Source organism: Enterobacter cloacae complex sp. FDA-CDC-AR_0132 (assembly GCF_003010695.1).
Lineage (GTDB): Bacteria > Pseudomonadota > Gammaproteobacteria > Enterobacterales > Enterobacteriaceae > Enterobacter > Enterobacter ludwigii.
Map to the genome: position 1 here is coordinate 2,293,528 of NZ_CP027618.1, position 13,916 is coordinate 2,307,443.

Annotated in this window: 13 protein-coding genes; 9 read left to right on the forward strand and 4 right to left on the reverse strand. The window is 56.8% G+C overall.

Annotated elements, in window-relative coordinates; genetic code table 11:
• The first annotated feature begins 9 nt into the window (after nucleotides 1-9).
• Together radA and nadR are read left to right on the forward strand one after the other, a co-directional pair.
• Nucleotides 10-1,395, forward strand: coding sequence for a DNA repair protein RadA (gene radA, locus AM379_RS11150; protein WP_014168542.1), 1,386 nt, complete (start codon nucleotides 10-12; stop codon nucleotides 1,393-1,395).
• A 35-nt stretch (nucleotides 1,396-1,430) separates the two neighbouring features.
• The gene (gene nadR, locus AM379_RS11155) at nucleotides 1,431-2,663 is read left to right on the forward strand and encodes a multifunctional transcriptional regulator/nicotinamide-nucleotide adenylyltransferase/ribosylnicotinamide kinase NadR (RefSeq protein ID WP_014168543.1); all 1,233 of its coding nucleotides are present in this window, start codon (nucleotides 1,431-1,433) and stop codon (nucleotides 2,661-2,663) included.
• Between the two features lie 58 nt (nucleotides 2,664-2,721).
• On the opposite strand, the gene AM379_RS11160 is transcribed toward nadR, so the two are convergent.
• A complete protein-coding gene (locus AM379_RS11160; protein ID WP_032679592.1) occupies nucleotides 2,722-3,723 on the reverse strand; it encodes a zinc-binding alcohol dehydrogenase family protein in 1,002 nt (333 codons plus the stop codon).
• Between the two features lie 108 nt (nucleotides 3,724-3,831).
• On the opposite strand from AM379_RS11160, the gene AM379_RS11165 reads away from it, so the two are divergent.
• Nucleotides 3,832-4,731, forward strand: coding sequence for a LysR family transcriptional regulator (locus tag AM379_RS11165; protein WP_020885269.1), 900 nt, complete (start codon nucleotides 3,832-3,834; stop codon nucleotides 4,729-4,731).
• A 67-nt stretch (nucleotides 4,732-4,798) separates the two neighbouring features.
• Here the strand turns inward: AM379_RS11165 and ettA are convergent, their stop codons facing one another.
• Entirely contained in the window at nucleotides 4,799-6,466 is a 1,668-nt protein-coding gene (gene ettA, locus AM379_RS11170) for an energy-dependent translational throttle protein EttA (protein WP_014168546.1), read from the reverse strand.
• A 227-nt stretch (nucleotides 6,467-6,693) separates the two neighbouring features.
• Between ettA and sltY the strand changes: the two genes are divergently transcribed.
• Both sltY and trpR read left to right on the forward strand, forming a co-directional pair.
• A complete protein-coding gene (sltY, locus tag AM379_RS11180; protein ID WP_014168547.1) occupies nucleotides 6,694-8,631 on the forward strand; it encodes a murein transglycosylase in 1,938 nt (645 codons plus the stop codon).
• Between the two features lie 54 nt (nucleotides 8,632-8,685).
• Nucleotides 8,686-9,015 carry a trp operon repressor gene (gene trpR / locus AM379_RS11185; RefSeq protein WP_020885267.1) on the forward strand — a complete coding sequence of 110 codons (330 nt, stop codon included), beginning with the start codon at nucleotides 8,686-8,688 and terminating at the stop codon, nucleotides 9,013-9,015.
• Here trpR and yjjX read toward each other — a convergent pair.
• Nucleotides 9,006-9,521 carry an inosine/xanthosine triphosphatase gene (gene yjjX / locus AM379_RS11190; RefSeq protein ID WP_106503716.1) on the reverse strand — a complete coding sequence of 172 codons (516 nt, stop codon included), beginning with the start codon at nucleotides 9,519-9,521 and terminating at the stop codon, nucleotides 9,006-9,008. The genes trpR and yjjX overlap by 10 nt on opposite strands.
• 50 nt (nucleotides 9,522-9,571) lie before the next feature.
• On the opposite strand from yjjX, the gene gpmB reads away from it, so the two are divergent.
• Nucleotides 9,572-10,219, forward strand: a complete 648-nt coding sequence (gene gpmB / locus AM379_RS11195) for a 2,3-diphosphoglycerate-dependent phosphoglycerate mutase GpmB (RefSeq protein WP_014168550.1) — start codon at nucleotides 9,572-9,574, stop codon at nucleotides 10,217-10,219.
• On the opposite strand, the gene robA is transcribed toward gpmB, so the two are convergent.
• On the reverse strand, nucleotides 10,216-11,085 hold the full coding sequence (robA, locus tag AM379_RS11200) for an MDR efflux pump AcrAB transcriptional activator RobA (RefSeq protein WP_014168551.1): 870 nt from the start codon (nucleotides 11,083-11,085) through the stop codon (nucleotides 10,216-10,218). The genes gpmB and robA overlap by 4 nt on opposite strands.
• A 211-nt stretch (nucleotides 11,086-11,296) precedes the next feature.
• Between robA and creA the strand changes: the two genes are divergently transcribed.
• The 3 genes from creA to creC are packed head-to-tail and all read left to right on the forward strand — an operon-like array spanning nucleotide 11,297 to nucleotide 13,895.
• Nucleotides 11,297-11,767: a protein CreA gene (gene creA / locus AM379_RS11205; RefSeq protein ID WP_014168552.1), complete on the forward strand. Its 471-nt coding sequence runs from the start codon at nucleotides 11,297-11,299 to the stop codon at nucleotides 11,765-11,767.
• A gap of 14 nt (nucleotides 11,768-11,781) precedes the next feature.
• Entirely contained in the window at nucleotides 11,782-12,471 is a 690-nt protein-coding gene (gene creB / locus AM379_RS11210) for a two-component system response regulator CreB (protein ID WP_014168553.1), read from the forward strand.
• The gene (gene creC, locus AM379_RS11215) at nucleotides 12,471-13,895 is read left to right on the forward strand and encodes a two-component system sensor histidine kinase CreC (protein ID WP_014168554.1); all 1,425 of its coding nucleotides are present in this window, start codon (nucleotides 12,471-12,473) and stop codon (nucleotides 13,893-13,895) included. Before creB ends, creC begins: the two co-directional genes overlap by 1 nt.
• Nucleotides 13,896-13,916 lie beyond the last annotated feature (21 nt).

A 13,916-nucleotide genomic window follows, 5' to 3' on the forward strand; every position in this document is an offset into this window, starting at 1 on the left:
AGGTAAACCGTGGCGAAAGCTCCAAAACGCGCATTTGTCTGTAATGAATGTGGTGCGGATTATCCGCGCTGGCAGGGGCAATGTAGCGCCTGTCATGCCTGGAACACCATCACCGAAGTGCGTGGTGTGGCGGCTTCGCCGAGCGTGGCCCGCAATGAACGCCTGAGCGGTTATGCCGGCAACGCCGGTGTCGCGAAAGTGCAAAAGCTCTCGGATATCAGCCTCGAAGAGCTGCCGCGTTTCTCGACCGGCTTCAAAGAGTTTGACCGTGTGCTCGGCGGGGGAGTGGTGCCGGGCAGTGCGATCCTGATCGGCGGTAACCCGGGAGCGGGTAAATCAACACTGCTGTTGCAAACGCTCTGCAAGCTCGCCGAACAGATGAAAACCCTGTACGTCACCGGTGAAGAGTCCCTGCAGCAGGTGGCGATGCGTGCGCACCGTCTTGGCCTGCCAACCGGCAACCTCAACATGCTTTCGGAAACCAGCATCGAGCAAATCTGCATGATTGCCGAAGAAGAGCAGCCGAAGCTGATGGTTATCGACTCCATTCAGGTGATGCACATGGCGGATATCCAGTCTTCACCGGGGAGCGTGGCGCAGGTGCGTGAAACCGCCGCCTATCTCACGCGCTTTGCCAAAACGCGCGGTGTGGCGATTGTGATGGTCGGCCACGTCACGAAAGATGGTTCCCTGGCGGGGCCGAAAGTGCTGGAGCACTGTATCGACTGCTCCGTTATGCTCGACGGCGATGCCGATTCCCGTTTCCGCACGTTGCGCAGCCACAAAAACCGTTTTGGTGCGGTGAACGAGTTGGGCGTGTTTGCCATGACCGAGCAGGGGCTACGTGAAGTCAGCAACCCGTCTGCCATCTTCCTCAGCCGGGGCGATGAAGTGACCTCCGGTAGCTCGGTGATGGTGCTCTGGGAAGGGACGCGTCCGCTGCTCGTGGAAATTCAGGCGCTGGTGGATCACTCAATGATGGGTAACCCACGGCGTGTGGCCGTTGGCCTGGAACAAAACCGCCTGGCGATCCTGTTGGCCGTACTGCACCGCCACGGCGGCCTGCAGATGGCGGATCAGGACGTGTTCGTCAACGTGGTCGGCGGGGTCAAAGTCACTGAGACCAGTGCGGATCTGGCGCTGCTGCTGGCAATGGTCTCCAGCCTGCGTGACAGACCGCTGCCGCAGGACCTGGTGGTGTTTGGTGAAGTGGGTCTGGCCGGGGAGATACGCCCGGTGCCAAGCGGCCAGGAGCGCATCTCCGAGGCGGCGAAGCACGGCTTTCGCCGCGCCATTGTGCCCGCCGCCAACGTGCCGAAAAAAATCCCCGAAGGGATGCAGGTCTTTGGCGTGAAGAAACTCGCAGATGCGTTAAATGTCTTTGACGACTTATAATTACGTATTCGATTTTGCAGGAGGCACCGTAATTTATGTCATCATTTGACTACATCAAGACCGCAATCCGCCAGAAAGGCTGCACGCTGCAGCAGGTGGCGGATGCCAGCGGCATGACCAAAGGCTACCTGAGCCAACTGCTGAACGCCAAAATCAAAAGCCCCAGTGCACAAAAGCTGGAAGCGTTGCACCGCTTTCTGGGGCTTGAATTCCCGCGTATGCAAAAGAACGTCGGCGTGGTATTTGGCAAGTTTTACCCGCTGCATACCGGGCACATCTATCTGATCCAGCGTGCCTGTAGCCAGGTGGACGAGCTGCATATCATCATGGGTTACGATGAAACCCGCGACCGTCAGCTGTTCGAGGACAGCGCCATGTCGCAGCAGCCAACCGTGCCGGATCGCCTGCGCTGGCTGCTGCAGACCTTTAAGTACCAGAAAAACATTCGTATTCATGCTTTTAATGAAGAGGGCATGGAGCCGTATCCGCACGGCTGGGATGTGTGGAGCAATGGCGTCAAAGCGTTCATGGACGAAAAGGGGATCACCCCGAACTGGATCTACACCTCTGAAGAGTCCGATGCGCCGCAGTTCCGCGAGCATCTGGGCATTGAAACCGTGCTGATCGATCCAAAGCGTACCTTTATGAACATCAGCGGGGCGCTGATCCGCGAAAACCCGTTCCGCTACTGGGATTACATCCCAACCGAGGTAAAACCGTTCTTTGTGCGCACCGTTGCGATTCTGGGCGGCGAGTCGAGCGGGAAATCGACGCTGGTCAACAAGCTGGCCAACATCTTTAACACTACCAGTGCGTGGGAGTACGGGCGTGATTACGTCTTCTCTCATCTGGGCGGTGACGAGATGGCGTTGCAGTACTCCGACTACGATAAAATCGCGCTGGGTCATGCGCAGTACATTGATTTCGCGGTGAAATACGCCAATAAAGTGGCCTTCATTGATACCGATTTCGTCACCACCCAGGCGTTCTGCAAAAAATACGAGGGACGCGAGCATCCGTTTGTGCAGGCGCTGATAGACGAATACCGCTTTGACCTGGTGATTTTGCTCGAAAACAACACCCCGTGGGTTGCCGACGGGATCCGCAGCCTCGGCAGTTCCGTCGACAGAAAAGAGTTCCAGAGCATGCTCATCGACATGCTGCACGAAAATAACGTGGAGTTTGTGCATGTGGAGGAGTCAGATTACGACAGCCGTTTCCTGCGCTGCGTAGAGCTGGTGAAAGAGATGATGGGGGAGCAGGGGTAAATCCCTCATCCTAACCCTCTCCTGAGGGAGAGGGCCGGTGTGAGGGGGACACTTCCCCTCAATACTCAACCACCACTTTGCCACGCATATGCCCGTCCAGCACTTTTCGGTGCGCTTCGGTGATGCTTTCGACGCTCAGCCCGTGCAGCGTTTCGCTCAGTGAGCTTTCCACCACGCCGTTATCCACCAGCTTCGCAACCTCGTTTAAGATCTCGCCCTGACGCGCCATGTCGGCGGTCTGGTACATGCTGCGGGTGTACATAAACTCCCAGTGCAGCGCGGCAGATTTGGATTTCAGCTTATCCTGGTTCAGCGGATGTGCGTTCTCAACGATGGAGCAGATATGCCCCTGCGGTGCGATCAGTTCACTGACGGCATCCCAGTGGCCGTCGGTATCATTGAGAATGAAAATGTAATCCACAAACGTCAGGCCCTGTTTAGCCAGTTCACCTTTCAGGTCCCGGTAATTCACCACGTGATCGGCACCGCGATCGCGACACCACTGAGCAGAATCTTCCCGCGAGGCGGTCGCGACGATCTTCACGTTGCTGCGATGTTTCGCAAACGGGATCGCCAGCGATCCTACGCCGCCCGCGCCGCCAATAATGAGCAGTGTTTTGTCCGGGCCGGCATCCTGGATATTCAGCCGTTCAAACAATCCTTCCCAGGCGGTGAGGGCGGTTAACGGCAAGGCGGCCGCGGCAGCCCAGCCGAGGCTTGCCGGCTTATGCCCGACAATGCGCGCATCGATCAGCTGATGGGTGGTATTGCTGCCCGGGCGGGTAATATCGCCCGCGTACCACACTTCATCACCCGGTTTAAAACCGCTAACGCCTGCACCCACGGCTTTCACAATGCCGCTGGCGTCCCAGCCGAGAACGCGTGGTTCCGTCAGGCCGCTTCTGACGATGCCCGCGTGAACTTTGGTATCGACCGGGTTGATGGAAACGGCTTTTACCTCAACCAGCAGATCGTGCTCGCCGGGCTGCGGCATCGGTTGGGTAATTTCAATGAAATCAGCAGGACTGTCTGGATTAACGGCAATGGCTTTAACTGACATGGTGAGCTCCTTTATGGAAAGCGTGTTGTTGAGACTAGTCTATTAAGTGCTCAGTCGCGTGATAAGATGGACAATTAAGAACGAAGTGTTCGTACAGGATGAACAATCATGTTTAAACAACTTCAGGATATGGCGCTGTTTGCGCTGGTGGCAGAGTTGGGCAGCTTTACCGCGGCGGCACAGAAAGCTGAGCTGCCGAAATCCAGCGTCAGCCAGCGAATCAGTCAGCTTGAGCAGCAGGTGGGGATCCGCTTGCTCAACCGTACTACGCGCAGGCTGAACCTGACGTTCGCCGGCGAGCACTATCTGGTTCACTGCCGCGAGATGCTGGCGGCAAGTGAACGGGCGGAGTACGCCATTCAGCGGCTGCGTGAAAACCCCAGCGGTCGGCTGCGCATCACCTGCCCGGCCGGGATCGGCGCGACGCTGCTGGCGCATTTGAATGCGGAGTTCCAGCTCCGCTATCCGGACGTTTCGCTTGACGTGTCCATTTCTGACGACGTGCTCGACCTGGTCGAGTCAGGTTTTGACGTGGCGCTGCGTACCGGTAAGCCGCAGGACTCCTCTCTGATTGGCCGTATGATCGGTCATTGCCCGCGTTATATGCTGGCCTCACCGGCTTACCTGGCGCGCCGGGAGCCGCTGACGCATCCCCGGCAGCTGGTGGAACACCGCTGTATTACCCACAAGGCGTGGTCTGAATGGCTGCTGCAAAGCGAAAGTGAGGATTACCGTTATCTGCCGGATAACGCCCATCTGACGGATAATCTGGTGTATGCGCGCGAATGTGCCATCGCCGGCGCCGGGATCACGCTGCTTCCCGCTTTTTTGCTTGAGGATAAGGTTGAAAAGGGCGCGCTGGTGAAGGTGCTGCCGGAGTGGAACGTCGAGGGGAACGATCTGTGGCTGGCTTACCCGAGCCGCAAGCTGAACTCGCCGGCGCTGATGCGTTATATCGACTTTGCGATGCAGTGTGATGAGGTGAAGCGGTTTTACGTGGGTGGGTGAACGGTGCGTTACTCACAGGGTGTAGGAACAAACAAAAAAAACGGCAACTGACGTTGCCGTTTTACATTTATTTCGCGATACGTTTGTACTTAATACGTTTCGGCTCCAGCGCATCCGCGCCCAGCGTACGTTTCTTGTACTCTTCGTATTCGGTGAAGTTACCTTCGAAGAACTCCACTTTCCCTTCGTCCTGGTAGTCCAGGATGTGGGTTGCGATACGGTCAAGGAACCAACGGTCGTGCGAGATAACCATTGCACAGCCCGGGAACTCCAGCAGGGCGTTTTCCAGTGCGCGCAGGGTTTCAATGTCCAGGTCGTTGGTCGGTTCATCGAGCAGCAGCACGTTACCGCCAACCTGCAGCAGTTTGGCCAGGTGCAGACGACCACGTTCACCACCGGAGAGCTCGCCCACGCGTTTACCCTGGTCGGTGCCTTTGAAGTTAAAGCGGCCAACGTAAGCGCGGCTTGGCATTTCGGTGTTACCGATACGCATGATATCCAGGCCGCCGGAGACTTCTTCCCACACGGTTTTGCTGTTATCCATGGCGTCACGGAACTGGTCAACGGAAGCCAGTTTCACGGTTTCACCCAGAGTGATTGAACCACTGTCCGGCTGTTCCTGACCGGACATCATGCGGAACAGGGTGGATTTACCCGCGCCGTTCGGACCGATGATCCCCACGATGGCACCTTTCGGTACGGAGAAGGTCAGGTCGTCAATCAGCAGGCGATCGCCATAAGACTTACGCAGATTGGTGACTTCAACCACTTTATCCCCCAGACGTGCACCAGGCGGAATAAACAGTTCGTTGGTCTCGTTACGTTTCTGGTATTCGGTGTTGTTCAGCTCTTCAAAGCGTGCCAGACGGGCTTTGCCCTTAGACTGACGGCCTTTAGCGCCCTGACGAACCCACTCCAGCTCTTTCTCGATAGACTTACGACGCGCGGCTTCCTGAGAGGCTTCCTGCGCCAGACGCTGGTCTTTCTGCTCCAGCCAGGAGGAGTAGTTGCCTTCCCATGGAATGCCTTCACCACGGTCAAGCTCCAGGATCCAGCCTGCAACGTTGTCGAGGAAGTAACGGTCGTGGGTGATCGCCACAACGGTACCTTCGAAGTCGTGCAGGAAACGCTCCAGCCACGCCACGGATTCCGCATCCAGGTGGTTGGTCGGTTCGTCGAGCAGCAGCATGTCTGGTTTTTCCAGCAGCAGACGGCACAGCGCCACGCGGCGGCGTTCACCCCCGGAGAGGTTCGCGATTTTCGCATCCCAGTCTGGCAGACGCAGGGCGTCAGCGGCACGCTCGAGCTGCACGTTCAGGTTGTGGCCGTCATGCGCCTGGATAATCTCTTCAAACTTGCCTTGCTGAGCGGCCAGTTTATCGAAGTCCGCATCCGGTTCAGCGTATTTGGCATACACTTCATCCAGACCTTTCAGTGCGTTAACGACGTCAGAAACCGCCTCTTCAACGGATTCACGAACGGTGTGTTCCGGGTTGAGCTGAGGCTCCTGCGGCAGGTAGCCAATTTTGATGCCAGGCTGCGGACGGGCTTCACCTTCGATGTCTGTATCGATGCCGGCCATGATGCGCAGCAGGGTGGACTTACCGGCACCGTTGAGACCCAGAACACCGATTTTTGCGCCCGGGAAGAAGCTCAGCGAGATATTTTTAAGAATATGACGTTTCGGCGGGACAACCTTGCCGACACGATGCATGGTATAAACGAATTGAGCCACGTTGGACTTCGCCTCTTTTATCGTGATGAGAAAGAATATCAGCCTCGAAGTGTAGCCTTTTTCCCGTCCTAATCCCAGCCAGGAACGTCGGGAGTGTTAAAACGCGCAAGAAAGGTAAAAAAGTGTCCGCAACGTGGCGCGTTGCAGGATGCCTGGTTAGCATAAGTTAATTAGACTTTGACGTGGCAAGACGCTGCAATTGACGAAAAAACAATGAGGAAGAGCTTGTGGGAAAAGCCAAACAGGTGGTCTGGCGTCTGCTGGCTGCCAGCGTATGCGTGATGGCGGCAAGCCAGGCGGTGCATGCCGATTCACTGGATGAACAACGTAATCGCTACGCCCAGATTAAACAGGCGTGGGACAATAAGCAGATGGATACCGTGCAGGCGCTGATGCCGACCTTAAAAGCGTATCCTCTCTATCCGTATCTGGAGTATCGGCAGATCACTGACGATCTCATGAATCAACCCACGGTCACCGTGAATAACTTTATTCAGGCGAACCCGACGCTGCCGCCCGCGCGGACGCTGCAGTCTCGTTTTGTGAACGAGCTGGCACGTCGTGAAGACTGGCGTGGGCTGCTGGCGTTTAGCCCGGAAAAACCGAACACCACCGAAGCCCAGTGTAACTATTACTATGCGAAGTGGGTTACCGGACAGCAGGAAGAGGCCTGGGCGGGCGCGAAAGATCTGTGGTTGACCGGAAAAAGCCAGCCAAATGCCTGTGATTCCCTCTTTGGCGCATGGCGTGCGTCAGGTAAGCAGGATCCGCTGGCGTACCTTGAACGTATTCGCCTGGCGATGAAAGCCGGAAACACGCGGCTGGTTACCACGCTTGCGGGACAAATGCCGTCTGATTATCAGACGATCTCAACCGCCGTCATCGCCCTGGCGAACGATCCGAACAGCGTACTGACCTTTGCCCGCAGCACCGGCGCGACCGATTTTACCCGCCAGATGGCCGCGGTGGCTTTTGCCAGCGTGGCGCGTGACGACGTGGAAAATGCGCGGCTGATGATCCCGCAGCTGGTGCAGGCGCAGCAGCTCAATGAAGATCAAACTCAGGAGCTGCGCGACATTGTGGCGTGGCGACTGATGAGCACCGATGTAACCGACGAGCAGGCGCGCTGGCGAGACGATGCGATTATGCGTTCGAACTCCACGTCGCTGGTGGAGCGCCGCGTGCGTATGGCGCTGGGGACGGGCGATCGCCGGGGGCTGAATACCTGGCTTGCGCGTCTGCCAATGGATGCCAAAGAGAAAGACGAATGGCGTTACTGGCAGGCGGATCTGCTGATGGAGCGCGGGCGTGACGATGAAGCCAAAGAGATCCTCCATGCGCTGATGCAGCAGCGTGGGTTCTATCCGATGGCGGCCGCGCAGCGACTGGGTGAGGAGTACACGTTCCGCATTGATAAAGCACCTGCTAACGCCAACCCGGCGTTGACTCAGGGGCCAGAAATGGCGCGCGTTCGCGAGCTGATGTACTGGAACATGGACAATACCGCCCGTAGCGAATGGGCGAATCTGGTGACCAGCCGTACGACCGATGAGAAGGCACAGCTTGCCCGCTATGCCTTTGATAACCACTGGTGGGATCTGAGCGTGCAGGCAACGATCGCCGGCAAGCTGTGGGATCATCTCGAAGAGCGTTTCCCGCTGGCCTATAAAGATCTGTTTGAGCGCTACACCAGCGGTAAAGACATTCCGCAAAGCTACGCCATGGCCATTGCCCGTCAGGAGAGTGCGTGGAACCCGAAAGTCCGTTCTCCGGTTGGGGCCAGCGGCCTGATGCAGGTGATGCCGGGAACCGCGACGCACACGGTGAAGATGTTTAACATCCCGGGATACAGCAGTCCGTCGCAGCTGCTGGATCCGGAGACCAACATCAATATCGGTACCAGCTACCTGCAGTATGTTTATCAGCAGTTCGGCAATAACCGCATCTTCTCCTCGGCGGCGTATAACGCAGGCCCGGGCCGCGTGCGCACCTGGCTTGGCAACAGCGCCGGGCGCATTGACGCCGTCGCGTTTGTGGAAAGTATTCCGTTCTCGGAAACCCGCGGCTATGTGAAGAACGTATTGGCTTATGACGCCTACTATCGCTATTTCATGGGACAAAAAGATACCCTGATGAGCGATGCTGAGTGGCAGAGACGTTACTGATGGGGCGGGTTGTGTTATGCTGTACTCGTTAATGAGTACAACAGGCGGCATAACATGACCCAGCATTCCCCGTATTCCTCGGCAATGGCCGAACAACGTCATCAGGAGTGGCTTCGTTTTGTGGAGTTGCTCCGCCAGTCTTACGACCAGGATCTGCATTTGCCTTTATTGCAGCTGATGCTGACGCCGGATGAGCGTGAAGCCCTGGGCACACGCGTGCGGATCATCGAAGAGCTGTTGCGCGGTGAGATGAGCCAGCGTGAGCTCAAAAATGAGCTGGGCGCGGGTATCGCGACGATCACCCGCGGATCGAACAGCCTGAAATCCGCGCCGGTGGAGCTGCGTCAGTGGCTGGAGTCTGTGCTGCTGGGCGCTCAGCGATAAATCGCGTTATGGAACGGGCTCAGGGCCAGAATCACCGCCTGGTGGTAAACGCCTGAACGCGTCAACGCGCCAGCGGTAAAGACGCCAATCGCGCCTTCTTTGCGGCCAATTTCATCGATGCCGGTGTACTGAGACATCACCGGCCCGAGCGCTTCACCCGCGGACACTTTTCCCAGAATGATTTTTGGCAGCGGCAGAGTTGCTGAACGCGCTTCTCCACGCTGTTCACGGTTCTCGATGACCACCCAGCTGAACGTCGCGCCTTCGTCGATACCCGCTTCAATTGCCACCCAGAAGTCAGCATCCGGTGCGGCAGCCCTGGCGTTTGCCACGCGATTTCGTGCGCCAGCGCGCGTTTCCTCGCTGCCAAACGGCTGTTCAGGCACGCCGCTCTCGACGCCGATGGCATCAATATGGCAGGATCCTTCGCCGAAAATCTCTTCGAATGCCCTTAGAATTGCCTGAATTTTGGCAGGATTGGTGGTAGCAGAGACAACATGGTGCATAATTAAGCTCGATTCAAAAAAAACTCATCGCAGTATAACGGAAAAAAAGCATGTTACAGGTATACCTTGTTCGCCACGGTGAGACGCAGTGGAACGCCGAGCGACGTATTCAAGGCCAGTCAGACAGTCCTCTTACTGAAAAGGGTGTGCAGCAGGCGTGGCAGGTGGCAGAACGCGCCAGAACGCTGGGCATTACGCATGTTATCACCAGCGACTTAGGTCGCACACAGCAGACGGCGCGCATCATTGCCGATGCCTGTGGTTGTGATGTCATGATCGAGCCGCGTCTGCGCGAGCTGGATATGGGCGTGCTAGAAAAACGGCATATTGATACGCTGACGGAAACGGAAGAGGGCTGGCGTCGCACGCTGGTCAACGGCACCGAAGATGGCCGTATTCCGGAAGGCGAATCCATGCAGGAGCTGAGCGTGCGCATGCATGCCGCGCTGGCGGAATGCCTGAAGCTTCCTGCCGGGAGCCGTCCGCTGCTGGTGAGTCACGGTATTGCGCTGGGCTGTCTGGTGAGCACGATTCTGGGGTTACCCGCGTATGCAGAGCGCCGTTTGCGTCTGCGCAACTGCTCTATTTCCCGTATCGACTATCAGGAAAGCGCGTGGCTGGCGTCAGGTTGGGTCGTAGAGATGGCAGGGGACATTTCGCATCTTGATGCCCCTGCACTTGACGAACTTCAGCGTTAACGACGTATCGGAATTAAGAATTCCATACGCAGATTGATTGGGCCTTCTTCCGGTTTAGCATCGCTTGCCGGATAGTAGCGCTCAATATCCTGACCTTTACGGCGATTCAGGTTCAGCATTGGCATGCAGGTTCCGTAAACGGTCAGGATAAATTCCTGTACACCCGTTCCCAGTCCTTCATAAGCGAACATCACGTATTCGCCGCCTTCCAGCACCACGGGCTTTGAACCCTGAATATAGCCATTCGCCAGCTCTGGCGTTAACGCGGTGGTGTAGAACACCTCCTGCTCGTCGTCTTTTTCCTGGCTTGGGTGCGTTTCGTTGAGACCATACAGGATGGGCGGGATCGCCGGTGCATGGCTCAGGAAGTCGCGCCAGAACTGAACGCGCATCTGATGACGGAATTCGGAAATCTGCTCCAGCGAACAGGAGTAGCTTTGCGTCGTACCAATCAGGTGCGTTTCTGGCAGGGTGATAAATTCATATTTCGGCATTGCAAACTCGCCCAGACGCAGCGGCGGACGCATGCCAAACGAGCTCCAGTCAGGCGAGCGGCGATAGAGCGCTGGCGTTAACGAGAACTGTTTTTTAAAGGCGCGGGTAAAGGTTTGCTGCGAGTCGAAACGATATTGCAGTGCAATATCCAGAATCGGCCGCGCGGTCAGGCGTAATGCCACCGCTGATTTTGACAGACGACGTGCGCGGATATAGGCCCCGATAGCATGACCGGTGACATCCTTGAACATCCTTTGCAGATGCCACTTGGAATAGCCTGCTTTAGCCGCCACATTATCCAGTGACAAAGGCTGGTCGAGATGACCTTCCAGCCAGGTGAGCAGGTCGCGAATAATTCCAGCCTGATCCATATACTATCCTCATCCTTAAAACAGCAGGTGCCTGATAACAGGTTAGCGGATAATAGCATTTTTTGATGTTTTAGCATTCAGTGTTTTTTTTGCTCATTAATGCCTTTTGTTCCTCGTTTTGGGTGAATATATTCTAATCCTGTGATCTTGCTACATTTTTGTCTACAGTGTTGAATAATCGCTCAGCGTAATTCTTAAAAATGGTAACAATATGAAATACAAGACTTTGATCTTCACTGCCCTGATGTTGACGGTGGGGCACGCCGCGCAGGCGGAACAGATTGGTTCTGTCGATACCGTTTTCAAAGTGTTCGGCCCGGACCACAAGATTGTGGTGGAGGCGTTTGACGATCCGGACGTGAAAAACGTCACCTGCTACGTTAGTCGGGCGAAAACCGGGGGCATTAAAGGCGGGCTTGGGCTGGCTGAAGATACCTCCGATGCGGCAATCTCCTGCCAGCAGGTCGGCCCTGTGGAGCTGAGTGACAAAATCAAAAACGGCAAAGCGCAGGGCGACGTTGTGTTCCAGAAACGGACCTCGCTGGTGTTTAAAAAGCTGCAGGTGGTGCGTTTTTATGACGCCAAACGCAACACGCTCGCCTATCTGGCCTATTCCGACAAAGTGGTTGAAGGCTCACCGAAAAACGCCATCAGCGCCGTGCCGATCATGCCATGGCACTAATTCAGGGATGAATCATGCAGCAACCTCTGGTCTGGCTGGTTGAGGACGAAATCAGTATCGCCGACACGCTACTCTACATGCTTCAGCAGGAGGGGTTTGCGGTGAAGGCTTTCGGGCGTGGGTTACCGGTACTGGAAGAGGCGCGGCGGCAGGTTCCCGCGCTGGCGATTCTGGATGTCGGGTTGCCTGACATCAGCGGCTTTGAACTCTGCCGTCAGCTTCTGGCGCAGCATCCGTCACTGCCGATCCTGTTCCTGACGGCGCGAAGTGACGAGGTGGATAAGCTGCTCGGGCTGGAGATGGGCGCGGATGATTATGTCGCCAAACCCTTCTCCCCGCGTGAAGTCTGTGCCCGGGTGAGGACTATTCTACGGCGGTTACAAAAATCCACCGCCCCTGCCGAGATCGTTCGTATCGGGCAGTTTGAACTGAACGAACCCGCCGCCAGAATCAGCTGGTATGGGGAGCCTTTACCGCTCACGCGCTACGAGTTCCTGCTGCTCAAAACATTGCTGCAGGCACCGGGCAGGGTCTTTTCTCGCCAGCAGCTTATGGACAAAGTGTGGGGCGAAGACGGCGATAGCTTCGATCGTACCGTGGATACGCATATCAAAACCTTGCGCGCCAAGCTGCGCGCGGTCAATGACGGGCTTTCGCCCATCAGTACCCATCGCGGGATGGGTTACAGTCTGGGGCTTTATTAATGCGTATTGGCATGCGTCTGCTGCTGGGCTATTTCCTGATTGTCGCTATCGCCGCGTGGTTTGTGCTGTCTATCTTCGTGCAGGAGGTCAAGCCCGGCGTGCGCAGAGCCACCGAAGGCACGCTGATTGACACCGCGACCCTTCTGGCGGAAGTGGGGCGAGACGACCTGCTCGCAGGCAATCCGCAGCAGGGCCAGCTGGCTCAGGCTTTTTCTCGGCTCCATCAGCGGCCGTTTCGCGCCAACATTGGCGGCATTCATAAAGTCCGCAACGAGTACCACGTCTACATGACCGACGCCACGGGCAAGGTGGTGTTTGATTCGGCGGGCCTGGCGGTAGGAAAAGACTACTCCCGCTGGAATGACGTCTGGCTGACGCTTCGCGGGGAATATGGCGCGCGAAGCACCCAGAGCAATCCTGACGATCCGGAAAGTACGGTGATGTATGTTGCCGCACCGGTCATGGACAGGGGCAACATTATCGGCGTGCTGTCGGTCGGAAAACCTAACAGCGCCATGGCGCCGGTTATTCACCGTAGCGAGCGGCGGATCCTGTGGGCGGGTGGGGCGCTGCTCGGGATTGCCCTGCTGATTGGTCTGCTGGTGGCGGGATGGATCAATCGTTCCATTGGCAGATTGTCGCGCTACGCCGATGCGGTGACCACGGACACGCCTCTCCCGCTGCCTAACCCCGGCAGCAGTGAGCTACGAAAGCTGGCGCAGGCGCTGGAAAATATGCGCATTCGCCTCGAGGGTAAGAATTACATCGAGCATTATGTGCATGCGCTAACCCACGAGCTCAAAAGCCCGCTGGCGGCAATCCGCGGCGCGGCAGAGATCCTTAATGAGCAGCCGCCGCCGGCGGTGGCCGCGCGGTTTATCGATAATATTCTGGTGCAAAACGCGCGTATGCAGTCGCTGGTGGAAAAACTGCTCTCTCAGGCGCGTCTTGAAAACCGGGTAGAGATAGAGCCGGTGAGCGTGAGTATCAGCACGCTGTTTTCACGGCTTGCGGATTCACGCTCCGCCGTTATCACGGCGAAAAATATCATCCTGACCTGCCAGCCCACGTCGCTGCAGGTGCAGGGCGACCCCGAGCTGCTTGAACAGGCGCTGGGCAATTTGCTGGATAATGCCATCGATTTTACTCCGCAGGGCGGGACGCTTCAGCTGGCTGCCGAGGAGACGCCAACCGAGATCCGGCTTACCGTAAGCGACAGCGGAAGCGGGATCCCGGACTATGCCATGGCGCGTATTTTTGAACGTTTTTACTCGCTCCCCCGCGAGAACGGGTTGAAAAGCAGCGGGCTGGGTCTGGCATTCGTGCAGGAGGTGGCGCGTCTGCATCAGGGGGACATTGCTCTGCATAACCAGCCAGAAGGCGGCGTGAAAGCCACGCTGACACTTCACCGTCACTTCACATAACTTCAAACTGGCCCCACATAG

Coding starts and splice junctions, on each gene's coding strand:
- yjjX (WP_106503716.1), bottom strand. CDS start 9,521: ATGCACCATGTTGTCTCTGCTACCACCAATCCTGCCAAAATTCAGGCA.
- gpmB (WP_014168550.1), top strand. CDS start 9,572: ATGTTACAGGTATACCTTGTTCGCCACGGTGAGACGCAGTGGAACGCC.
- creA (WP_014168552.1), top strand. CDS start 11,297: ATGAAATACAAGACTTTGATCTTCACTGCCCTGATGTTGACGGTGGGG.
- creB (WP_014168553.1), top strand. CDS start 11,782: ATGCAGCAACCTCTGGTCTGGCTGGTTGAGGACGAAATCAGTATCGCC.
- robA (WP_014168551.1), bottom strand. CDS start 11,085: ATGGATCAGGCTGGAATTATTCGCGACCTGCTCACCTGGCTGGAAGGT.
- AM379_RS11165 (WP_020885269.1), top strand. CDS start 3,832: ATGTTTAAACAACTTCAGGATATGGCGCTGTTTGCGCTGGTGGCAGAG.
- creC (WP_014168554.1), top strand. CDS start 12,471: ATGCGTATTGGCATGCGTCTGCTGCTGGGCTATTTCCTGATTGTCGCT.
- AM379_RS11160 (WP_032679592.1), bottom strand. CDS start 3,723: ATGTCAGTTAAAGCCATTGCCGTTAATCCAGACAGTCCTGCTGATTTC.
- nadR (WP_014168543.1), top strand. CDS start 1,431: ATGTCATCATTTGACTACATCAAGACCGCAATCCGCCAGAAAGGCTGC.
- trpR (WP_020885267.1), top strand. CDS start 8,686: ATGACCCAGCATTCCCCGTATTCCTCGGCAATGGCCGAACAACGTCAT.